Source organism: Streptomyces yamdrokensis (assembly GCF_053890455.1).
In genome coordinates this window covers 7392115-7412997 of record NZ_CM132679.1, presented here as the reverse complement: position 1 = coordinate 7412997, position 20883 = coordinate 7392115, and the positions used below count along the sequence as shown (strand labels likewise).

General features: G+C 72.0%; 22 protein-coding genes and 2 pseudogenes. 17 read left to right on the top strand and 7 right to left on the bottom strand.

The features are described 5' to 3' along the window. Positions 1-44: 44 nt before the first annotated feature. The 7 genes from ACWZEH_RS32620 to ACWZEH_RS32590 all read left to right on the top strand — a co-directional run bounded on the left by ACWZEH_RS32620 (position 45) and on the right by ACWZEH_RS32590 (position 5673). Positions 45-308 carry a vitamin K epoxide reductase family protein gene (locus ACWZEH_RS32620; protein ID WP_456194659.1) on the top strand — a complete coding sequence of 88 codons (264 nt, stop codon included), beginning with the start codon at positions 45-47 and terminating at the stop codon, positions 306-308. Between the two features lie 148 nt (positions 309-456). After that, positions 457-1281, top strand: a complete 825-nt coding sequence (ppk2, locus tag ACWZEH_RS32615; RefSeq protein WP_456194658.1) for a polyphosphate kinase 2 — start codon at positions 457-459, stop codon at positions 1279-1281. Between the two features lie 106 nt (positions 1282-1387). Then, complete coding sequence (locus ACWZEH_RS32610) at positions 1388-2161, top strand: sulfite exporter TauE/SafE family protein (RefSeq protein ID WP_456194657.1); 774 nt, start codon at positions 1388-1390, stop codon at positions 2159-2161. 206 nt (positions 2162-2367) lie between these two features. After that, a complete protein-coding gene (locus ACWZEH_RS32605; protein WP_456194656.1) occupies positions 2368-2886 on the top strand; it encodes a toxin-antitoxin system HicB family antitoxin in 519 nt (172 codons plus the stop codon). Positions 2887-2982: 96 nt separating this feature from the next. Further along, positions 2983-3825, top strand: coding sequence for a DUF4097 family beta strand repeat-containing protein (locus ACWZEH_RS32600; protein WP_456194655.1), 843 nt, complete (start codon positions 2983-2985; stop codon positions 3823-3825). A 73-nt stretch (positions 3826-3898) separates the two neighbouring features. Next, positions 3899-4885, top strand: coding sequence for an ATP-binding cassette domain-containing protein (locus ACWZEH_RS32595; protein WP_456194654.1), 987 nt, complete (start codon positions 3899-3901; stop codon positions 4883-4885). Next, entirely contained in the window at positions 4882-5673 is a 792-nt protein-coding gene (locus tag ACWZEH_RS32590; protein WP_456194653.1) for an ABC transporter permease, read from the top strand. The genes ACWZEH_RS32595 and ACWZEH_RS32590 overlap by 4 nt, the downstream gene beginning before the upstream one ends. 303 nt (positions 5674-5976) lie before the next feature. On the opposite strand, the gene ACWZEH_RS32585 is transcribed toward ACWZEH_RS32590, so the two are convergent. Beyond that, positions 5977-7074, bottom strand: a complete 1098-nt coding sequence (locus ACWZEH_RS32585) for an acyltransferase family protein (protein WP_456194652.1) — start codon at positions 7072-7074, stop codon at positions 5977-5979. A 392-nt stretch (positions 7075-7466) separates the two neighbouring features. Next, entirely contained in the window at positions 7467-7958 is a 492-nt protein-coding gene (locus ACWZEH_RS32580; protein WP_456194651.1) for a DUF5709 domain-containing protein, read from the bottom strand. A gap of 283 nt (positions 7959-8241) precedes the next feature. Between ACWZEH_RS32580 and ACWZEH_RS32575 the strand changes: the two genes are divergently transcribed. Beyond that, positions 8242-10305 (top strand): SpoIIE family protein phosphatase, encoded by a 2064-nt coding sequence (locus ACWZEH_RS32575; RefSeq protein ID WP_456194650.1) that lies wholly within the window; start codon positions 8242-8244, stop codon positions 10303-10305. A gap of 521 nt (positions 10306-10826) precedes the next feature. Here the strand turns inward: ACWZEH_RS32575 and ACWZEH_RS32570 are convergent. The 3 genes from ACWZEH_RS32570 to ACWZEH_RS32560 form a co-directional block, all read right to left on the bottom strand. Next, a complete protein-coding gene (locus ACWZEH_RS32570; protein ID WP_456194649.1) occupies positions 10827-11444 on the bottom strand; it encodes a sigma-70 family RNA polymerase sigma factor in 618 nt (205 codons plus the stop codon). Between the two features lie 182 nt (positions 11445-11626). After that, the gene (locus ACWZEH_RS32565; protein WP_456194648.1) at positions 11627-12361 is read right to left on the bottom strand and encodes a hypothetical protein; all 735 of its coding nucleotides are present in this window, start codon (positions 12359-12361) and stop codon (positions 11627-11629) included. A 354-nt stretch (positions 12362-12715) separates the two neighbouring features. Beyond that, entirely contained in the window at positions 12716-13507 is a 792-nt protein-coding gene (locus tag ACWZEH_RS32560) for a PRC and DUF2382 domain-containing protein (protein WP_456194647.1), read from the bottom strand. Positions 13508-13607: 100 nt separating this feature from the next. Here ACWZEH_RS32560 and ACWZEH_RS32555 point away from each other — a divergent pair. The 5 genes and pseudogenes from ACWZEH_RS32555 to ACWZEH_RS32535 form a co-directional block, all read left to right on the top strand. After that, positions 13608-14096: pseudogene (locus ACWZEH_RS32555) on the top strand (YhjD/YihY/BrkB family envelope integrity protein); the annotation flags it as partial. A gap of 210 nt (positions 14097-14306) precedes the next feature. Beyond that, entirely contained in the window at positions 14307-14489 is a 183-nt protein-coding gene (locus tag ACWZEH_RS32550; protein ID WP_456194646.1) for a phosphatase PAP2 family protein, read from the top strand. A 155-nt stretch (positions 14490-14644) separates the two neighbouring features. Next, on the top strand, positions 14645-15064 hold the full coding sequence (locus tag ACWZEH_RS32545) for a phage holin family protein (RefSeq protein ID WP_456194645.1): 420 nt from the start codon (positions 14645-14647) through the stop codon (positions 15062-15064). After that, on the top strand, positions 15061-15516 hold the full coding sequence (locus ACWZEH_RS32540) for a DUF3618 domain-containing protein (protein ID WP_456194644.1): 456 nt from the start codon (positions 15061-15063) through the stop codon (positions 15514-15516). Before ACWZEH_RS32545 ends, ACWZEH_RS32540 begins: the two co-directional genes overlap by 4 nt. A 124-nt stretch (positions 15517-15640) precedes the next feature. Beyond that, positions 15641-15790, top strand: a complete 150-nt coding sequence (locus ACWZEH_RS32535) for a DUF4235 domain-containing protein (RefSeq protein WP_456194643.1) — start codon at positions 15641-15643, stop codon at positions 15788-15790. Between the two features lie 336 nt (positions 15791-16126). Here ACWZEH_RS32535 and ACWZEH_RS32530 read toward each other — a convergent pair whose 3' ends face one another. Beyond that, on the bottom strand, positions 16127-17092 hold the full coding sequence (locus ACWZEH_RS32530) for a pirin family protein (protein WP_456194642.1): 966 nt from the start codon (positions 17090-17092) through the stop codon (positions 16127-16129). Positions 17093-17124: 32 nt separating this feature from the next. Between ACWZEH_RS32530 and ACWZEH_RS32525 the strand changes: the two are divergent. From ACWZEH_RS32525 to ACWZEH_RS32515, 3 genes and pseudogenes are all read left to right on the top strand, one after another. Beyond that, positions 17125-17573: pseudogene (locus ACWZEH_RS32525) on the top strand (MarR family winged helix-turn-helix transcriptional regulator); the annotation flags it as partial. 214 nt (positions 17574-17787) lie between these two features. Further along, positions 17788-18027 (top strand): hypothetical protein, encoded by a 240-nt coding sequence (locus ACWZEH_RS32520; protein WP_456194641.1) that lies wholly within the window; start codon positions 17788-17790, stop codon positions 18025-18027. 50 nt (positions 18028-18077) lie between these two features. Beyond that, on the top strand, positions 18078-18464 hold the full coding sequence (locus ACWZEH_RS32515; protein ID WP_456194640.1) for a tetratricopeptide repeat protein: 387 nt from the start codon (positions 18078-18080) through the stop codon (positions 18462-18464). A gap of 119 nt (positions 18465-18583) precedes the next feature. Here the strand turns inward: ACWZEH_RS32515 and ACWZEH_RS32510 are convergent, their stop codons facing one another. After that, positions 18584-20059, bottom strand: a complete 1476-nt coding sequence (locus ACWZEH_RS32510; RefSeq protein ID WP_456194639.1) for a PepSY-associated TM helix domain-containing protein — start codon at positions 20057-20059, stop codon at positions 18584-18586. A gap of 144 nt (positions 20060-20203) precedes the next feature. Between ACWZEH_RS32510 and ACWZEH_RS32505 the strand changes: the two genes are divergently transcribed. Continuing rightward, the gene (locus ACWZEH_RS32505) at positions 20204-20848 is read left to right on the top strand and encodes a peptide deformylase (protein ID WP_456194638.1); all 645 of its coding nucleotides are present in this window, start codon (positions 20204-20206) and stop codon (positions 20846-20848) included. Positions 20849-20883 lie beyond the last annotated feature (35 nt).

Below are 20883 nucleotides of genomic sequence, written 5' to 3'. Positions count from 1 at the left end.
CCGCTTCCACCGGGCACTGCCGCTCGCGCTGGGCGCCGGCCGGCGTGGTCTTCGTCCACTGGCTGATCGCGCAGTCACTGTACGAACTCGACAAGCTCTGTCCCTACTGCGTCGTGGTCCGGGTCGTCACCGTCGCCCTGTTCCGGTACGTCGCCGTGCGCTGCCTGGACCGGGGCCTCGTCCCGGCGCCCCGGCTGGTGCGGGAGGTCGTCCGGGACACACACCGGATGCTGCCTGCCGCCTGGTACGGCGTGACCGCCGTACTCGTCCTCACCCGCTTCCGGCCGTACTGGAGCACCTCGCCGTAGCCCTCGGACTCCCCCGGACCGTCACGGGGCCGGATGCGCCGATCCCCGCCGATCAGTACGGTGACGTCCGGGTGTTCGACCCTGGAGACCTCAAAGAGAGTGACCCGACCGCCGGTGGCGCGGGTCACCGGGTGGTGGAGGCGACGGCATGGCCGGCAAGAAGGTGACGAAGCTGCCCCGTGCGGCGTACGAGAGCGAGCTGCTGCGGCTGCAGACGGAGCTGGTGAAGCTCCAGGAGTGGGTGCGGGCGGAGGGGGCCCGGCTGGTCGTCGTCTTCGAGGGCCGGGACGCCGCGGGCAAGGGCGGCACGATCAAGCGGGTCACGGAGCACCTCAACCCGCGTGTGGCACGGATCGCGGCCCTGCCCAGGCCGACCGAACGCCAGCGCACCCAGTGGTACTTCCAGCGCTACGTCGAACACCTGCCGGCCGCCGGCGAGATCGTGCTGTTCGACCGCTCCTGGTACAACCGAGCCGGCGTCGAGCGGGTCATGGACTTCTGCACGAAGGAGGAGTACCAGCGCTTTCTGCGCCAGTGCCCGGTCTTCGAGCGGATGCTGGTGGAGGACGGGATCCTGCTGCGCAAGTACTGGTTCTCGGTGAGCGACACCGAACAGGAGGCACGGTTCGGCAAACGGCTGGAGGATCCGCTGCGCCGCTGGAAGCTGTCACCGATGGACCTCGAGTCGATCACCCGCTGGGAGGCGTACTCCCGGGCCAAGGACGCGATGCTGGTGCACACCGACATCGTCGAGGCACCGTGGTACATCGTGGAGAGCGACGACAAGCGCCGCGCGCGGCTGAACATGATCGCCCATCTGCTGGACACGGTGCCCTACCAGGAGGTGGAGCCGCCGGTCATCGAGCTGCCGGAGCGCCCGCCGTCCACCGGCTACCAGCGCCCGCCCCGCGACCTCCAGACGTACGTCCCGGACCACGCGGCCGGCCTCCGACCCGGGGACCGGATGACGTGACCGGGTGGTACCCCCGGCTGCCCGGGCCTTCGGACTCTTCGTGCATGATCGGTGGTGGCCCCTCGACCTTCATGGCGGGGAGGCGACTCACCGAACCCCGAAGGAGATGGCCTTGTCCATCTGGGAGGCGCTGGCGGTCTTCGCCGCCGGAATCGGCGCCGGCACCATCAACACCATCGTCGGCTCGGGCACGCTGATCACGTTTCCCGTCCTGCTCGCCACCGGGCTGCCCCCGGTGACCGCCACCGTCTCCAACGCCCTCGGGCTGATCCCCGGGTCGGTCAGCGGCGCCATAGGCTACCGGGCGGAGCTCAAGGGTCAGCGCCGTCTCGTCCTGCGGCTCGGCGCGGCCGCGGCGGTCGGCGGACTCGCCGGGGCGATGCTGCTGCTCACGCTCCCCGCGACCGCCTTCGAGACGATCGTCCCCGTGCTGGTCGCGCTCGCGCTGGTCCTCGTCGTGCTCCAGCCCCGTATCTCCGCCCGCGTCCAACGCCGCCGTGCGCGCACGGGCACGGTCACCAGGGCCGACGGCGGCCCCGTCCTCTTCGGCGGGCTCCTGCTCGCCAGCGTCTACGGCGGCTACTTCACGGCGGCCCAGGGGATCATCTACCTCTCCCTGATGGGCATGCTGCTCGACGACACCCTCCAGCGGCTGAACGCCGTCAAGAACGTCCTCGCCGCCGTCGTGAACAGCATCGCGGCCCTGTTCTTCCTGTTCGTCGCCGACTTCGACTGGGATGCCGTCCTGCTCATCGCCGTGGGCTCGGCGATCGGCGGCCAGGTCGGCGCGAAGGTGGGGCGCCGGCTTCCCCCGCGCGTCCTGCGGATCTTCGTCGTCTTGGTCGGCACCGTCGCCATCGTCCAACTGCTCCTGCGCTGAACCGGCATGCGGCGCCACATGGCACCGGATGGCGCCACTCGATGCCATCCGGCGCCATTCCACGACTTCCAGAGCTCGCGAGCCCCCCACGACTCGAGCCGTCTTCTTCGCGTTTCCACAGGCAGGAAGGACGCCTCCGAGCCCGCCTGCCCGCAAGGCGCCATTCAGGCTTGCACATGACACCATTACGGTGCCATGATGGCACCATGGATCTCACTCCGTATGTCGACACCATCCGCCGCGAACTCGCGGTGGCCGCCGAAGCCGGCGGCGACGAAGCCCGCGAGCTGGCCGAGAGGCTCACCGCTCCCCTGGAGTCGGCGACCCGGCTGACCCTGCTCAACGTGCTCTCCGCCGCGATGGACGAGGTCACCCGCGAACTCGCCCCCGGCTCGGTCGACGTACGGTTGCGCGGGCTCGACCCCGACTTCGTGGTGACAGCGCCGCCCACCGACGGCGGCACCCCCGCGGCGCCGGCCGCGCCCGTGGAACCGCCCAGGTCCCCGGCTCCGGCCGACGGCGACGAGGGCGGCACCGCCCGCGTCAATCTCCGCCTGCCGGCCCATCTCAAGGCCCGCGCGGAGGAGGCCGCGACCCGTGAGGGCCTGTCGGTCAACGCGTGGCTGGTGCGCGCGGTGTCGGCCGCGGTCGACGGCGACGCCCGGCCGCGTACGACGGAGAAGACCCGGGGCGCCGGACAGAGCTTCACGGGCTGGGTGCGCTGACCGCGCCCCCGCGGGCTCCACCGCACCCGCACCACTTCGCCCACACCACGTCCCACCATCGAAGACGACCTGAAGACCCAAGAGGACGGGACAGCCATGCCTTCTTTCGACACTCCCGAACCGATCTCGGCCACGGCGCGCGTGGAGGCCGGTTCCATCCGGTTCACCGCGGGCGACCGCCTCGACACCGTCGTCGAGGTGCACCCCCGCGACCCGAAGCGGGACCAGGACGTACGGGCGGCCGGCCAGACCGAGGTCACGTACGCGAGCGGCCTCCTGACCGTCAGGACCCCCAAGCCCAACCTCCTCGGCCGTACCGGCACCGTCGACGTGACGGTCGAACTGCCCGCGGACTCGCGCGTCGACATGACCGGCGCCTGGGCCCAGGTGTTCGGCGAGGGGCGGCTCGGCGAGGTCCGCGTGAAGGTCTCGTCCGGCGACGTCCGCCTCGACACGACCGGCCCACTGAGGCTGACCGCGTCGCACGGCTCGATCAGCGTGGAGCGGGTCGAGGGCACCGCCGAGATCACCACCAGCTCCGGCAGCCTGCGCGTCGGCCTCGCCGACGGCCCCGCCGTCCTGAAGAACTCGCACGGCACCACGACCGTCGGCGCCGCGACCGGTGAGCTGCGGGTGAGCGGCGCCAACGGCGACATCGAGATCCGGCGCGCCGAGGGCTCGGTCACCGCCACCACCGCCCACGGCACCTTGCGCGTGGGCGAAGTTTCCTGCGGCACCGTCCGGTTGGAGACCTCCTACGGTGCCATCGAGGTCGGCGTCCGCGAGGGCACGGCCGCCTGGCTGGACGTCAGCTCGGGCTCCGGCCAGGTACGCAACACACTCACCGCGTCCGGGTCCCCACAGGAGACCGAGGACACCGTCAAGGTCCGCGCCCGCACCCGGCACGGCAACATCGACGTCCGCCGCGCCAAGGCCTGAGCCCCACCCACAACCGGCTCCGCCTTCCACCCGCTTCAGCCTTCGACCGGAGGACCCCATGCCTTCTTCTGTCATGCCCACGCCTAAACAGGGTGACGGTCACCCGTCGCAGGTCGCCGTCTCCACGGTCGGTCTGCGCAAGTCGTACGGTGACAGGACCGTGCTCGACGGCATCGATCTGCGTATTCCGGCCGGGTCCGTGTTCGCGCTGCTCGGCCCGAACGGCGCCGGCAAGACCACCGCCGTGAAGATCCTCTCCACTCTCGTCCGCGCCGACGGCGGCCGGGCGCAGGTCGCGGGGCACGACGTCGCCACCTCACCTGACGGGGTGCGTGCCGCGATCGGGGTGACCGGCCAGTTCTCCGCCGTCGACGGGCTGATCACCGGTGAGGAGAACATGCTCCTGATGGCGGACCTGCACCACCTGCCCAAACGCGAGGGACGGCGCATCGCAGCCGAACTGCTGGAGCGATTCGACCTGGTGGAGGCCGCGAGGAAGCCCGCCTCCACCTACTCCGGCGGCATGAAGCGCCGCCTCGACCTCGCCATGACCCTGGTCGGCGGCCCGCGCATCATCTTCCTCGACGAACCGACCACCGGCCTCGACCCGCGCTCCCGCCACAACATGTGGCAGATCATCCGCGAGTTGGTCTCCGACGGCGTCACCGTCCTCCTCACCACCCAGTACCTGGAGGAGGCCGACGAGCTCGCCGACCGCATCGCGGTGCTGAACGACGGCAGGATCGCCGCCGAGGGCAGCGCCGACGAGCTGAAGCGGATCGTCCCCGGCGGCCACGTCCGGCTGCGCTTCACCGACCCGGACGCATACCGGTCCGCCGCCGTCGCGCTGCGCGGGACCGCACGGGACGACGAGTCGCTGTCCCTGCAGATCCCCAGCGACGGCAGCCAGCGCGAACTGCGCTCCGTCCTCGACCGGCTGGACGCGGCCGGCATCGAGGCGGACGAACTGACCGTGCACACCCCCGACCTCGACGACGTGTTCTTCGCCCTGACCGGCCCGGCCGACGTCACCGACCAGCCCGAGGAGAACGTCCGATGAGCACCCTCTCCCCCGCCGTCCGCGACTCGAACACGATGCTGCGCCGCAATCTCCTGCACGCGCGCCGCTACCCGTCCCTCACCCTGAACCTGCTGCTCACGCCGGTCGTCCTGCTGCTGCTCTTCGTCTACGTCCTCGGCGACGTGATGAGCGCGGGCATCGGCGGTGGTGGTGCCGACCGCTCGGAGTACGTCGCGTATCTCGTCCCGGGCATCCTGCTGATGACCATCGGCGGCACCCTGGTCGGCACCGCGGTGTCCGTCTCCAACGACATGACCGAGGGCGTCATCGCCCGCTTCCGCACCATGGCGATCCACCGCGGTTCCGTGCTCGTCGGACACGTCGTCGGCAGCGTGCTGCAGGCGGTCGTCAGCGTGGTCCTGGTGGGTGCCGTCGGCGTGGCCATCGGCTTCCGGTCCACCGACGCCACGGCCCTGGAGTGGCTGGCGGCGTTCGGACTGCTCACCATGTTCGCCCTGGCGTTCACCTGGATCGCGGTCGGGATGGGCATGGTCAGTCCGAACGCCGAGGCGGCCGGCAACAGCGCGATGCCGCTGATCCTCCTGCCGCTCGTCTCCAGCGCCTTCGTCCCGGTCGACACGATGCCGGGCTGGTTCCGGCCCATCGCCGAGTACCAGCCCTTCACCCCGGCCATCGAGACCCTGCGCGGGCTGCTGCTCGGCACCGGGATCGGCAACAACTGGTGGATCACCATCGTCTGGTGCCTGGGCCTGGCGGCGCTCGGTCACCGCTGGTCGAAGGCGGTGTTCAACCGCGACCCGAAGTGACCGCGCGGACCGTCTCCCGCGGTCCGTCCCACCCGGGGGCGGCGTACACCGACACCGCGTCGGCGTACTCCGTCCCGCAGGCGTTCTCGATGCCGCCCCCGGCGCCAGACCTCGAACACGACCCTCCCGCGTCTCTCCCAGGACCGCTGAGACGCTCCATGCACAGCACCGCGTGCGTGAACGGGAGCCGGAGCCGACCCGGCCCGGTCACCCATCCGGACGGGCCGGGCAGGGCTTGGGGCGGCCGGGGCGGGGAGCGCCGTGCCGCCCCGGCCCACGTGCAAGGGAGAGGGCCCCCGAGGGTCAAGCGGCCCGCTCCGCAGCGACAACCGGCTTCGGCCCTCGCACGCGGAGCCGGTCACGTCGCAGCAAGGGCCGTTCGACGAGGACGTACGAGGCAAGGGCCGCCGCGACCGTCGCCGCGAAGCCCGCGGGGAGCAGCCAGCCGCGCTCCACCCCGAGGTCGAAGAGCAGCCGGATGACGGGGTAGTGCCACAGGTACATCCCGTAGCTGAGATTGCGTCCGACCCACGCCGGCGCGGAGACCGACAGCAGCCGGGAGGGCCACGACCGAGGGCACAGTTCCATCGCGGCCACCACGACGGCAGTCAGAACGGCGGCAGTCAGGAATCCGACCGTGTACCACACGGGGTTCCACGCGCTCGCCCCGGCGATCGGGACCTGCCAGGCGATCAGCCCCAGCAGCGCGAGCGCGGGCCAGCACAACCGCCCCGACCATCGGCGCAACAGCGTCAGCCGGGGGGCGTCGGCGGGCAGCCGGGCCAGGAGCAGGGCCAGCAGAGCACCGACGAGGAGTTGGTCGAGGCGGGTGTCGGGGCCGTTGTAGATGCGGTGCGCCGCCGTGGGATCCCAGAGCACCGTCCGCCAGAGCACCGGCAGGACGCACAGCACCGCGACCCAACCCAGCACCGTCCGCGCCCCGGTGCGCCGTAGCAGCACCAGCAGCAGGAGCGGCCAGACCAGGTAGAACTGCTCCTCCACCCCCAGGGACCAGGTGTGGCCGAGCGGCGCGGTGAGGTCCGAGTACGGTCCGGACTCCCCGGCCCGGACGAGATTGACCACCGAGGCCGCGGCCAGCGCAGCCGCCATCCACGCCCCGTCGAACAACGGCAGTGGGAACGCCACCGACAGCAGAGCGGTGACCGCGCACACCACCAGCAGTGCCGGTCCCAGTCGCAGCCATCGCCGACGGTAGAAGGACCGCAGGCCGATGTGACCGGTCCGCGCGTACTCGGCCACCAGCAGCCGGGTGATGACAAAGCCGCTGAGCGTGAAGAAGACGTCCACGGCCACCGCGCCTCCGGGCACCGCGTCCGGCTCCACGTGATAGACGATCACCAATACCACCGCGACCGTCCGCAACCCGTCCAGCCCTGCCACCCGCCCGCCCCGCGATGCCGACGGAAACCCCTGCTCCCCGTCCCCTCGCCGCTCCGGCGGCGAGGGGACGCGGGTCGGCGACGCTCGCGCGCCCGGGCTCTGCTCCGTGGCCTCGTCCGTCGCGCTCGGGTGGGGAGTCCTCATAAAAGCGGCGCCTGCCCCGGCTCGGCGGAGACCACACCTTTTCCTGACCTCCCCCACCCGATCGACGCCGCCCCTCCTCGCCGCACGGAGTGGTTTCCGCCCCGGTCAGACGTGCGCCGCAGGCCGGCTCGGCGCGAGCGGCCGCGGCATCCCGGGACGGTTCGGCGGACCCTCGAGTTCCCCCGTGCCGAGGCGGCGGTCGACCACACCGCACTGGGACTCGACCGAGAGGTGACCTCCGCCCCCTTTCACTCCCCCCTCTCGTCCGCCGAGGGCAGCTGATCGTCGGGCCCGACGACGTGCACCGCTGCCTCCTCGGCACCCGCCGCACCGCCGTCAATGCCCTGGTCGTCAGCGACGAGTTCTCCAGTGGTGTCCGTTCGTGTGCCCTCGTCGGGCGCCACCAGGCGGCCGGCCCGGCCGGTGCCGACTTCCTGGTCGCTCGGTTGCCCCGCGTCGTCGGGCGGTTCGCCGATGCCGTCCCCTGCCGGCCCCTCCACGTCGGGAACCTCCTGCCGTATCTTCTCGTCAAGGGACTCGCCCTCGTACTGCTCGGACGCCGTAGTGCCTGTCTTGGTGACACCCAGCGGCCTTTCCGGCGGAGAGTAGCCCTCGTCCAGCATGTCGTCGTACGTCCGCTCGTCCACGGCGTCCTGCAGATCCAGCGGGGACGCGTCCTCCTGCTCCTCGTTGCCACCGGTGGGCTGATAGACGTCGTCCGCCATGTTCTCGTCGCTCATGTTCGCCTCCCGTCCGTGATCGGCTCACGCCTCCTGTCAGGAACAAGCGTGTACCCAGCTCACGGCCCCTGTAGCGGGGCCGTTCCCGGGAGCGACATGCCGTCGCAGCCCGTTGGGCGTAATGTCCGCGTATGGGTGATGTTGGGTGTGGTGCACCGTCGGCAGGCCGCGTCGGGGGCGCGCGGCGGGGCGTGGCCGTCACCCAGCAGAGGACCGGGCTGCCTTCGGCTGTGCGGGCGGAAACGGGCCGGCCTCTTCCCCCTGCGTGTTGGGTGGACATCTGATGGATGCCGCAATGGCCGCCGTGGTCGGGGACAGTGGTGCGTTCGGGGGGTTGCTGTACGTGCTGCCACCGGGCGGAGACGCTCTGTGGCTGGTGATGGTGGCGGGGGTGCCGCAGGAGTTCGCGGTTCCGTGGAGGCGGGTCGCGCTGACCGATCCGATGCCGGTGGCGGACGCCGTGCGCGAGCGGCGCCTGGTATGGATCGCCGGTCAGGAGGACATGGCCCGCCGATACCCGCGGCCGGCGCTCGTGCTGCCGTACGACTTCGCGCTGTCGGCCGCCCCGGTCGTTTCCGGCACGGCGCTTCAAGGCGGGCTGGTGCTGCTGCTGCCCGGGGAGCACCCGAGGCGGCTCAGCCCTCAGGAGCGCGACGTCATCGAGACAGGTTGCCGCCGCTTGGGCACCCTCCTGCGACAGGCGGCGGACCGCGACGATCCGCTCCTGTCCGCCGACCGGCCGCGGACACTCCCGCCGCCGGCCGGGCCCGCCCCCTCCTCCGCCGAGGCTGCAGCGGCCTCGGCCTTCGCCGCCCGTCTGCCGGGCGGATCCTGCGGGCTGGACATCGACGGCCGCATCACCTTCATCACCCGGGCCGGGGCCGACCTTCTCGGTGCCGATCAGGCCGGCCTGATGGGCGTCCTGCCCTGGGAGGCGTTGCCGTGGATGGACGTTCCCCAGGTCGAGGACCGCTACCGGGCCGCGCTGGTCAGCCGCCGGCCACAGGCGTTCACCGTCCTGCGCCCACCGGATGTCTGGCTGGCCTTCGAGCTGTACCCGGACGCTTCCGGCATCAGCGTCCGCATCGCCCGCAGTGATCCGTCCGGCGATACTCCCCCGTCGCAGTCCGTGGCCGCGGCCGGTCCCAGTCGTGCCGGCGTGCTGTACCACCTGATGCATCTGGCCGCCACCCTCACCGAGGCGGCGGGCGTGCAGGATGTGGTCGAGCAGACCGCCGACCAGTTGCTGCCCGCTCTGGGCGCGCAGGGCATGGTACTGATGGCTGCCGCGGACGGCCGCCTGAGGATTCTCGGCCACCGCGGCTACCGCACCCGACTCGTGGAGCGCTTCGATGCCGCCCCGCTGAGCTCGGACATTCCCGGCAGCAAGGTCCTGACCACCGGTGTCCCGGATTTCTTCGCGAACTTCACCGAACTGCGGCGCTCCTACCCGCGCACCGAGCACGAGGACGGGATGGCCTCCTGGGCCGTTCTGCCGCTGATCGCGTCCGGCCGCCCCATCGGCTCCCTCCTCCTCTCCTACCGCCGGCCCCGCCTCTTCCCGCCCGGCGAGCGCGCCGTTCTCACGTCGCTGGCCGGTCTGGTGGGGCAGGCTCTGGACCGCGCCATGCTCTACGACGCCAAACACCACCTCGCCCACCGCCTGCAGTCCGACCTGCTGCCGCGCGTGCTGCCCCGGGTCGACGGTCTGAGGGTTGCCGCCCGCTATCTGCCCGCCGCCCGGGGCCTGGGCATCGGCGGCGACTTCTACGACCTGATCCGCCTCGACGCGCACACGGTCGGCGCCGCCATCGGCGACGTCCAGGGCCACGACGTGGACGCCGCGGCGCTCATGGGGCAGGTCCGCACCGCCGTCCACGCCCACGCCACCGTGGGCGCCTCCCCCGACGACGTGCTGGCCGGCGCCAACCGTCTGCTCACCGACCTGGACCCCGGCCTGTTCACGAGTTGTGTCTACGTACACCTCGACCTCGCCACCCACCGTGGGTGCCTGGCCACCGCCGGCCACCCTCCGCCCCTTCTGCGCCACGCCGACGGACGCACCGAACTTCTCGACGTCCCGCCCGGTCTTCTGCTCGGCATCGCCCCCGACGTCCTCTACCCGACACGGGAGTTCCCCCTGCCGCCCGGCTGTGTGCTCGCCCTCTACACCGACGGACTCGTCGAGGCCCCCGGCGTCGACCTCGACGACGCGACCGCGGCCCTCGCCGGGCTCCTGGAGGACACCGATCCCACCGACCTCGACGCCATGGCCGACGCCCTCGTCCGGCACGCTCCCAGCCCCGGCGACGACATCGCCCTGCTCCTCATCAGCACCGACGAATGACGTGCCGCTCACCGCGTCGTCCTCGGTGTCCCGCCCACCGGCGCCCGTCTCAGCCGTCCGGGCGCCGTGTCAGGCGGCTCGCAGCCGTGCGTGTGTTCAGCCCGTCGAGGGGGCCGCGGTGCGGACATCGCCGCCCGGCCGGTGCTTACGGCCGCTCGTTCCGTCCACCTCGGACACCCTCTGGGAACGCCCTTGTCCTGACGGTGTGGGGGTTGCGTCCAAGGGCAGTCCCTGCGACCGGGGCGAGGCGATCGGCCGTCCGGGCGCCGGCCTCGGTGATCGCTGCCCGTACGGCGTCGTCGTCGACCGACTCCCCGAGTGCGGTCGCCCGACCCGCCGGGACGTCGGCAGGGAGGGTGCTCCTGCCTCTCTGTTCCTGGTGGTCGCGCGTCTGGGGGATCCGGGGTTCCGAGGCCGCGTGGCACAAGGTGCGGCACCGAGGCGACGGGCCGCACCACACCGGCACCACGACGCCGGCGCCCGGGCGGCGAACCGGGCGCCGGCGTGGTGCGGTCGGCCGGTCAGGCCGCGGCGGCCGCCGGTGTGCAGCGCTCGGCCTCGTCCAACCACTCGATCAGCGAGGTGCGGGCGCGGGCGACGCGTGAGCGCACCGTGCCGATGGGACAGTCGCTGACACTCGCCGCCTCCGCGTAGGCAAGGCCCACCAGTTGGGTGAGGACGAACGCCTCCCGGCGGTCGTCCGGAAGCGTGTCCAGAAGTTCGACGAGGGCGATGCCGTCGTCGAAGCCGGGCAGGCCGCGCGACTGGGTGCGTTCGGCGGCCGACTGCCAGTCGTCCGTGTCCGCCAGGCGTGGTCGGGAGGACGTGTGGCGAATGCTGTCGGCCACCGCACGGCGGGCGATGGACAGCAGCCAGGTGCGGGCCGAGGAGCGGCCCTCGAAGCGGTGCAGGCTGCCCAGGGCCCGCAGGAACGTGTCCTGGGTCAGGTCGTCGGCGCTTTGAGGGTCGGCGCCGAGGAACGTCACGTAGTGGCGGACGTCTCGGTGCAGGGCGCGGACGAAGTGTTCGACGGCGTCGGGGTCGCCGCTGCGGGCGGCGAGTGCCCACGCGGTGATCGAGTCGTCTCCCGACGCTTCTCCTGATTTTTCGTGTGCTGAAGGCAGGACAGGCGTGATCACCTGGTGTCTCTCCTTCTCGGGGATCCAGGGACCGGCGTCCGTACCGGCGCGCGCGACAGCGGGCGGCACGGTGCAATCCGGTGAAGGGGTGGACGGCCGGGCACGGGAGTACCCGGCCGATGCCCGAGGCGGGAGCCGACGGCTCGTCGTCCGCGTGGACGGCCTCGGGAAACCGGCTGTCGTCAGGCGACAGCGGTCCCCGCGGGCGGTCCCCGAGAAACGATCACGTGGGCGAGGAGAAGCCGGCGCAGCGCGCGGGCCGAGCGGCCCCGGCGGGCGCGGACGCGCGGCCGGTGCGGCGGCTCGGGCGACCGCAGGATCAGGCGCAGTGGTGCGACGAGCCAGCCCCCGAGCGCCCGCAGGATGCGGAAGGCGGCACGCTCGCCGTGGGCTAGCCACAGGCCGCACAGCAACGCGGCCAGCAGGTGGGCGGCGAGCATGCCGGTCGAGGACATGCCGCCCGTGCCGTGGTCCGGGGAGTGCGCCGCTCCCATGTGGTCCGTCGACGCCACGGAATGCAGGGCACCCGTCGGGTGCCGCATGAAGCCCATGGAGGCCGGCACGGCCTCGTGCTCCGCGCCCGGCCCCCCGTGCGAACCGCCCACCAGGTGGTCCTGCCACCGCCGAACGAGCGTTCCGTCACGGGACGTTTCCGGGTGAACGACTGCCTGGGTGAGCGAGAACCACGTGTGGAGTACGACCTGTGCGGCGACCGTGAAGGAACCGACCAGGGCCGGCCCGCGCTCCCGGTCGGCCAGCAGCCAGGCCGTGCCGCCGGTCGTCGCCGCCCCCGCGGTCATGGCCCACCAGGGCACCGCGGTCTCGGACATCATGACGTGGCCCAGAGAGGTGAGCAGCACGCAGACGGCCGCGAACACGGCGGCCCTGAGCGCGCGAGAACACCCCCCAGCAGTCATGGCGGCCTCATCCTCGCAGTCCGGATCCCACGCGTCACGAGAGGGTACGCAAGGACCCCCGGGTTCCGACTCAATCCAGCCGCCGTGACTCAGGTCACAGCAACCGGCCGGACCTCACGGGTCGACCTCGCCGGCTTCTGCTCGGGCCCGGGAAGCTGCCCGACCGCGGACCGCCGAGCGCGGTGAGGGCACAAAGCGCAGCACCGTCACCTTCGCCCTCGGCCTGCTGCCGCCCGTGCCGGTCACCGCGGCCGGCGTCCAGGCCCCGGTGGCCGGCACCCGCCTCCTGGCGCGACCCCGCAGAATCGCACCAACCACGTATTCCAGGACGAAACAACGGGAGAAAGCGGCCTCTTACCGCTGGCGCTTGTCCTCGGGTACGTCGGTCTCGATCTTCTCCTTGCGGACCTCGCCGGTGACGGTCTCCTCGTCGGTGTGCTCGTCGGTGGTGAGGCGGACCCGCTCGACCGGTTCGGACCTGGTCTCCACCACGGGCCGCTCCTCGTGCAGCGTCACTTCGTGCTCGGCTTCGCCGATGTCCGGGCCTGCCATGGCCTCATCACGGTTGGCTTCGGTGACCGGTTCGCGTTCGACGCGAACCTCTTCCCGGCGCACGGGAACGGTCTGCTGGACCTCTTCGGTGACGACGTACTTGCGCAGCCGGGCCCGGCCGACCTCCTGGCGCTCGGTGCCGACGTGCATCTGCTCTTCGGAGCGGGTCATCGCGTCATCACCGGTGGCCGCCGCGCCGGTACCGGTGGCGGTTTCGGCGTCCGTGCGGGCCCAGCCGCCCGTTCCAGGCTGATTGGCCCGCTGCCAGGCGGCGTCCCAGTCGATGCCGTAGTGCTCGTACAGGCGGTGTTCCTCGGACTCGGACAGGTGACCTCCGGCGTCGACGTCGACGTTGGGTGCGTCCTTGACCTTGTCCTTGGCGTAGTGGACCTCCAGGTGGTCCTCGACGACGCGGGCGTCGTGGATCGGCACGAACGACTCGCTGGTGCCGAACAGGCCGGTCTTGACGCTGACCCATTCCGGCTGGCCGGTGGCGTCGTCGAGGAAGATGTGCTTGGCGTCGCCGATCTTGTTGCCGTCGGTGTCGTAGACCGGGTGGTCCAGCACGGTCGGAATCTGCTCTCGGGTGATCATCGCGATACTCCTCCTATTGGTCTCCCAGACCGGCTAACCCTCACAAACGTCGCGAAACATACAATGAGGATTACCTTCGGACGGGTGCGGGGCGTGAGCCATGGCGGGGCAAACACCCGGATACCCACCCGTCACGGCACGGACGGTCGCAACGTGGAGGCAGGGCCGGCACGGCGCGACCGGCAGGGACGCAGCACCCGGGTTCGAGAGGGGTGCCGGACCGAACGAGCAGATCGAGCGGCAGGCCCCGGACGAGCCCACCCAACTGCCTGCGCGCTCCTGGCAGGCGGTACTGAAGGGCACCGTCAAAGAGTCGAGGACGACGGGCCGGCCGACCGGGCGGCGGCGCTGACCTACCACGGGGTCCTCGCCCTCTTCCTTCCCCGCGCTGCTGGTACTTGTCCCGCTGCTCGGGATCGCCGGGGAGCCGGCGACGCAGCAGGTGCTGGACAACCTCCAGAAACCCACCCCCGGATCGGCCCTCGACGTCGTAACGCAACCGCAGGGCAACGGGCGTGTCGGCTCGGTCATGGCGATCGTGGGGCCGGCGGTGTGGTCGGCATCCGGCTACGTCGCGGCCTTCATCCGTCGCCGGGTGGCGGGGGCGCGGGGCCGCGATCACCGGCCTGGCGAGCATGGCCGTGGCGGAACCGGCTTCAAACCGTGTCCTCAAGCAGGTGTGGCATCGGCGTCGGCCGCCGAAGGAATGGATCTCGCACGAGGAGGTCCATGACCGCCCCGGCACTTCGCCCTTCCACTCCAGGCACACACCGCCGCAGGGGCGGCGTTCAGTGCCGCGGTGGCAGCGGTGTGGCCGTGGGCGGGCGTGATGTGTGCGGTGCCGGCCGCCCTGGTGGCCGTCGAACGCGTGCACACAGGCGCCCACTACCCCTCCGACGCAGCTGTCGGCGCCGTGATCGGCCTGGCCGCAACCGCCTTGACACGTCGTGCTCCCCACCTGGCGATGCGCCTGCCGCGGTGACAGCCGCGAGCCACCGAACCCGCAGGTCCTCCGGATGGTATGGCCACTCCGGGGTATCCGGGACCCGGAGAGGCGGCGTACCTCGTTCAACGGCACGCCGACGCCTCCGTGCAGGGCCCGACCACCACCGCAGCTGAGAAAGGCGGCAATCCGTCATGAGTAGTCAGGATTCCCACCGCGGCCCGAGTCCCTCGCAGGAGCCGGTCGGTGATCTGGTCCAGCGAGCCTCCCAGCAGCTGACGGAGCTGGTACGCGGGGAGATGCGGCTGGCGCAGGCGGAAATGAAGGAGAAGGGCAAGCGGTACGGCAAGGGCGGGGGCCTGTTCGGCGGAGCCGGCCTGGTCGGCTTCCTGACCCTGCAGGCCCTGGTTGCCACCGCCGTCGCGGCCCTGGCCGTTCCCCTCCCGGTATGGGCCGCGGCCCTGATCGTCACCGCCGTCCTCGGCGTGATCACCGCCGTGCTGACCCTGACGGGCAAGAAGGAGTTCGGCCGGGCCACTCCCCCGGCACCGCAGCAGACCATCGACAGCGTCAAGGCCGACGTGGCCGAGATCAAGGAGAGTGCACAGCGATGAACCAGCCGTCCCCCGACGAGTCCACCGCCTCCAGCCCCGAGCAGTTGCGCGAGCAGGTCGAGCAGACCCGCCAGAAGCTCGGTGAGACGGTCGAGAGCCTGGCCGCCAAGACGGACGTCAGGGCCCACGCGCAGGAGAAGGCGACCGCGCTGAAGGAACAGGCGGGCGCCAAGGCCGCGGAGCTGACCGGGCAGGCCAAGGTGAAGGCTGCCGAGGCTGCGCACCTGCTGCAGGACAAACTGCCCGACCCGGTCAAGGACAAGGCCACCGCAGCCGCCGAGCGGGCGAAGGCCAAGGCCGGACAGGTGTGGCAGGACAAGGCACCCGAACCGGTCCGCGCCAAAGCCCAGCAGGGCGCCCGGACCGCCTGCGACAACCGCACCGTGCTGATCGTGGCCGGCAGCGTGGCGGTGGCCACGTGGCTGCTGCTCCGCCGCCGAGGCAGGAAGTAACTACCGAGGCGGGAAGTAACTGCGAAGGCATCGAAAGTCGCCTACCAGCCGGTCGGCCGGGCGTCCGGCCGACCGGCGCCCGGCCGACCGGCGGCGTATCGGCCGAGGGGCTGTTCAAGCAGGTGTGGAAGCACTCGGCCGCGACGAGGACCGCACCTGGCAGGAGGTTCTGCTCGCCGCCACACCACAGGGCGCGATCTTCGTCGACGCCGAAGCCGCCGTCGACCGGACAGGAGTCGCCGGCACCCGCCGCCCGGCCGGCCCGGGCCGGTGAGAGGAAAACGTGACCACACCGCCGTCGGCGGGCGCTTCGACCGTCCGCCAGGTCGGCACTTCTCCGGCTGGCACCGGAGCTGCAAAGCCCGCCGCAGGCGACGGAGTTGCGAGAAGAGCATCTCGACCATGCCTGGCGAGGCGTCGGGCAAGTCGGCGTCAGGTCGGCAAAAGCCCTGCCACAGCCGTCCGCAGACGGTGGCATCGTGAATTCGCCCGTCACTCCGACTCAAGCATGCGATCTGCTCGGTCGCCGCCCCGCGAGCGGTCGGAAAGCGAAAGCAGCGACCGACGGCCACCCACCCGCCAGTCACCGACTCTCAGGTATTCACACAGGTCAACGGACCCTTCCTCGCGGTTTCAGCGGCACCGGCGGCAACTCGGGGGCAGGCAGCGGTTCGCCGTCATACCCCTTCACCTCACCGAACCGCGAGCCCTCCATCCAGTCCCGGCGGGCCTGTTCGATCTCGTCCTGGGTGCGGCCGATCCAGTTCCAGAACATGATCAGTTCCTCCTCGAACGGCTCGCCACCCAGGAGCATCACGGACGCGTCGGACTCGGCGCGCAGGGGCAGTTCGTCGCGGCCGCAGCCGAGGTAGAGCATCGAGCCCGGCAGTACCGGTACGCCGTCCACGTGGACCTCTCCGGACATCGCGAGGACGGCGTACTCGAAGTCGCGCTCCAGCGGCAGGCGGACGTCCGCGCCGGTGGCCAGGGACAGGTCGGCGCCGACGATCGGGGTGTACGCCGTGCCGGGCGAGGTGGCGCCGTCGAGACTGCCGAGGATGAGCGTGGCGTCGACCCCCGGCGCCGTGACGGCCGGCAGGTCGGCGTGGTGCTCGAAGCGGGGGTCGGTGTGGCGGTGACCGTCCGGGAGGGCGACCCAGAGTTGGGCTCCGTGCAGGAAGCGGGCGTGCGAGCGGGGGCTCTCCTCGGAGTGGCTGATCGCCCTGCCTGACGTCATCAGGCCCAGTTCGCGCGGGCGGATCGTCTGGAGGCTGCCCGTGGAGTCGCGGTGCAGGACCTCGCCCTCGTGCAGCCAGCTCACCGTCTGCAGACCCATGTGCGGGTGCGGGGCCACCTGCATGCCGGGCTCGTCGGCGATGTCGTCGGGACCGTAGTGGTCGACGAAGCACCAGGCGCCGACCATGCGCCGCCCCAGGTTCGGCAGCAGCCGCCGGACCTCGCTGGACTCCCCGAGCCTGACCTTGCGGGGACTGAGGAGTTCCCGTACCGGCTCCGCCACCACGAAGCCGCGCCCCCCGCACAGGGACGGAACGGCCTCCCGCTCAAGATTGCTCATGCCGCACAACTTAGCCCCGCGTGACGCGGTGCGTCGCGGTCGACCGCGCGGTGGCCCCGTTGGGGCTGACCCACGCGCAGTACTCGCTGGTGGCTTCGCTGTACGGAATGGGACGTGCCGGAGAGCGGCCCAGCCAGCGCCGACTCGCCGACTCGCCGACCACACGGGACTCGAAGCGCTCTACGTGTCGAAGCTCGCCCGCGCCCTGGAGGCCTCCGGCCTCCTCGAACGCGCCCGGGACCCGCGCGACCCGCGCGCCGTGCAACTGGCTCTCACGGAACGGGGCACCGAGGTCGCCCGCCAGCCGATCTACGTCGTTCACGTGCTCCTGGGGCAGTTGCTGGAGCCCCTCGACGGCCTCGACGGGCCGCGCGCCCGCGCGTTCACCCGCGATCTGACGACCCTCCTCGACACACCCCTCGCCGCGTCGGCGGACGCCGCCGGCGACCACGCCAACGCTCATGAGACGGAGCAGTCCTGACCACCACCGCACCCCCTGTCGACGGCCGTGTCATCGGCCTTGCCCACTACGCGAGCCGCGCCGTCCTGGAGGGCGTGCTGGCCCGCCACGGCATCTCCTTCCAGCGGTCGGTGGCCCTCCGGCTCGTCGCCGCGGCCGAGGGGCCGGTCGACCGCGCCCGTCTGGCCGGGGACCTCGACGACACCTGAAGACCGGCCGCCCGGAGGCGGACGGCGTGGTCGACGGGCTGACCGACGCGGGGCTGCCGGCCCCGGACGAGGCCCCTCTGGTGCGGATCACGGACGCCGGGGGGCAGTTGCACGACACGACGTCCGCCGAAACCAAGGCGATCGCCGCCAGGATCTACGCCGGCATTCCGTCCGAGGAACTCGCTGCCACCGGAAGGGTGCTGGCACTCGTCAAGGAGCGGGCCGACCGGGAGCCGGCCGCCGGGGCCACCACCCCGGGCCGGTAGTGGAATATTCAAGCAACATCGTCCGTTGTCGGCGTCGAAGGAGGTCACGAGTGGACACCACGTACTACTACGACCACGGAACCCCGGCCGAGCGCTGGGAGCGTGCCGGGCTGTTCTTCGACGCCAAGGACTACACCGCCGCGGCACGCGTTCTGAACGGGCTGGTCGAGGAGGTGCCGGAGCAGACCGGACCGCGGCTGCTGCTGGCGCGTTCCTACTACCACTCGGCTCAACTGCGCCGCGCTGAGGCCGAGCTGCGCGTCATTGTGGAGCGCGACCCGGTGGAGCACTACGCCCGGCTGATGCTCGGCCGCACCCTGGAGCGGCAGGGTCGGAGCGAGGAGGCGAAGTCCCACCTGCGGATCGCCGCCGCGCTGGCGGGCGGCTTCGACGACGACCTCAGCGGCGGCGTCGACCGCGAGTCCACCCCCGCGTAGGCAGCGGGCCCGCGCCCGGCCCGGCCCTGCGCGGTGACGTCACGCGCGCCGGTGCCCGGTTCCTCCCGGAGGGGGCCGGGCACCGGCGCGCGTGCGGTTCGTCCGGACGTGCGCTCCGGCTACGGCGTCCGCGCCGCCCCGGCCGGTTCGCCGCCCTCGGCTCCCCCGGCCTTCCCGGCTTCCCCTGCTCCCCCGGTCTCCCCGTCCCCTGTCCTCCTCCGGCCCCGCCGGTGTGCGATCTCCCCGAGGACGATGTCGACGGCGAGGAAGGCTGCCAGCGGGATGCCGAGCAGCGGGACGAAGTAGCCGACCACGGCGATCGACGCCAGGAGGGGGACGAGGACGTACGGCGGGACCTGCTGCCAGGCGCCGCGCGGGATCGGCCGGCCGAAGGCCGAGCCCCGGCCGCGCTGCCACCACATGCGGTAGCCCCACAGGATCAACAGGATCAGAGAGGCCGCGAGCAGCATCAGCGCGATCTGGTTGGGCAGGCCGAAGAGGCTGCCGGTGTGCAGGTCGATGCCCCAGCGGCTGAGCTTGGCGAGCACCGGGAAGTCGGCCCACCGTACGACGTCGGTGACCTGTCCGGTGGCCGGGTCGACGGCGACGGCGTCCTGCTTCTCGGGCCAGCTGCGCTGGATCTGCTTGACGACGTAAGCGGAGTCCGCGTCGGCGGGCGGGACGATCTCCACCGGGTTGCCGAGCCGCTCGGCCCGTGCCGCCGCGAGGACCTGGTCGAGGCCGACCCCGTGCGCCGCGTCGCCCCCGGCGCCGCCGGCCGTGTCGTGCTCCGCGTGTTCGCCGCCCGCCGCGGCCGACACCGCGGGTGTCTCCTGGCCGAGCGAGGTGCGCAGGTCGGCGATGTTGGCGCCGGTGTACGTGGACCAGGTCAGCCCGGTCGCGGAGAGGAAGACGAAGCCGACCGCGGCCCAGGCGCCGATGCCGCCGTGCAGACCCAGCGTGCGCCGTCGGCCGCTGGTGCCGCGGATCCTGCGCAGGGCGCGGCGGCGGGAGAACCACAGCACCAGGCCGCCGCCGGCGATCACCCACAGCCAGCTGGCCGCGAACTCGCTGTAGAGGCGGCCCGTTTCGCCGAGGTGCAGGTCGCGGTGGAACTCGTCGATCCAGGTGCGCAGCGGCAGCGCGCCGCTGGAACCGTACTGCTCGAGCGCACCGCGCACCTCCCCGGTGTACGGGTCGACGAACACGGCGAGAGTGTGGTTCGGGTCCACGCCCGCCACTTCGGACAGCATCACCCTGGTCGTCGCGTCCGCCTCGGGCGAGGGGCGTACCGCGGACACCACCCCCTCGGGGTGGGCCTTGCGGGCGGCGGCGACCTGTTCGGAGATCGGCAGTTCGCGGTCACCGACGGGGACGGTCAGCTCACGGTCGTAGACGATCTTCTCGGCCTGGAAGGACGCGGCGTACAGCAGGCCGGTGAGGGCGGCGACGAGCAGGAACGGGGCCACCACCACGCCCGCGTAGAAGTGCAGGCGCAGAACCAGGGGGCGCAGGGCGCTCCAGCCGGATCCCTGCCGTGCGGAGGTGGAGGGCCGGGGGGCCTCGTCCGTGGTGGTCGAGGGGGCGGTGGTCATCGGTGGGCTTCTCCCCAGGGCGACTTGGCGGCTGCGGTGCTGCTCCAGTGGTCGGAGCGACGGGGCTCCGAGTTCCCGGAGGAACATGTGACCTGCGCCACTCGTGACGGCGGCCGTCCGTCCTGCCCATGGCATCCTGACGCGATGGGAACTCCGAACGATCGCGTGCCCCTGGCCGAGCGGGTCGAGCAACTCATCTCCGGTGAGGTGCCGTTGCCCATCGTCGCGGCCGGGGACCCGGTGCTGCGACGGGTGTCCGACCCCTTCGACGGCCAGTTGGACTCCGCGCTGCTGGCCCGGTTCGTGGAGGCGCTGCGGGTCACCATGCACGCCGCGCCGGGGGTCGGGCTGGCCTCGCCGCAGGTCGGGGTGGGGCTGCGGATCGCGGTGTTCGAGGACCCGGCGCCCGTCCCCGAGGAGGTGGCGGTGGCGCGCGCTCGGGTGCCGCAGCCGTTCCGGGTACTGGTCAATCCGGTCTGCACCCCGGTCGGCAGCGGACGGGCGGCGTTCTTCGAGGGGTGCCTGAGCGTGCCCGGATACCAGGCGGTGGTGGCGCGGCACGCCGAGGTGCGGCTGACCGGACAGGACGAACACGGACGGGCGGTGGACGAGGTGTTCGGCGGCTGGCCCGCCCGGATCGTGCAGCACGAGACGGATCACCTCGACGGCACGCTCTACCTCGACCGTGCGGAGCCGCGCTCGCTGTCGTCCCATCAGGCGGTGGCGGAGCGCTGGGCGCAGCCCACGCCGGAGGAGGCCGCGCGGGCACTGGGTTTCGAACTGCCGTGAGCGGGTTCGGATCCGGGGAGAGGGTGAGCCCCTGG